Raw genomic sequence first — 306 nt, 5'->3', positions numbered from 1 at the left:
GCCATCACTTCTGCCGGTCTTTCTATTGATATTCTTCCAGGGGAATCTGGAGATTATGAATATCTCTACAAATTTAAGAATGATGCCGCCCATAGTAACGTACTTTCAGCATTTTTCACACCTGGAACTTCCACCTATATAGGCAACCTGACTCATGTAAAGAAACTTATCTGCGGCCACAGCTACTGGACAGATGGCACATGGGATGGTATGCGTAATGTCCGGAAACAACTGGCCCAAGCAGCCCAACAATATGATGTAGAAATATGGCAAAGTGAGTGGAGTATGTTAGGCGACGGATACAGC

The 306-nt window shown here is 44.4% G+C and carries 1 protein-coding gene; it reads left to right on the top strand.

Annotated features, from left to right (window positions below):
• Window positions 1–306, top strand: a 306-nt coding sequence (locus PZE06_RS27705; protein WP_275792359.1) for a glycoside hydrolase, incomplete at both ends; no start/stop codon positions are given.

Origin of the sequence: Robertmurraya sp. DFI.2.37 (assembly GCF_029211245.1) — a bacterium.
Taxonomy (GTDB): Bacteria; Bacillota; Bacilli; order Bacillales; family Cytobacillaceae; genus Robertmurraya; species Robertmurraya methanolica_A.
The sequence above is the reverse complement of the archived record's forward strand: the minus strand, read 5'-3'. Positions and strand labels throughout refer to the sequence as shown.